Consider the following 255-nt stretch of genomic DNA (forward strand, 5'->3'; position numbering starts at 1 on the left):
TCTGGGAAACTGCCTGATGGAGGGGGATAACTACTGGAAACGGTAGCTAATACCGCATAACGTCGCAAGACCAAAGTGGGGGACCTTCGGGCCTCATGCCATCAGATGTGCCCAGATGGGATTAGCTGGTAGGTGAGGTAATGGCTCACCTAGGCGACGATCCCTAGCTGGTCTGAGAGGATGACCAGCCACACTGGAACTGAGACACGGTCCAGACTCCTACGGGAGGCAGCAGTGGGGAATATTGCACAATGG

General features: G+C 55.3%; 1 rRNA gene. It reads left to right on the forward strand.

Annotation, left to right across the window (positions count from 1 at the left end):
- Positions 1 to 255 (forward strand): 16S ribosomal RNA (locus GO007_RS28875); the annotation flags it as partial.

Origin of the sequence: Klebsiella sp. 10-1 (genome assembly GCF_009758445.1) — a bacterium.
GTDB classification, from domain to species: domain Bacteria; phylum Pseudomonadota; class Gammaproteobacteria; order Enterobacterales; family Enterobacteriaceae; genus Klebsiella; species Klebsiella scottii.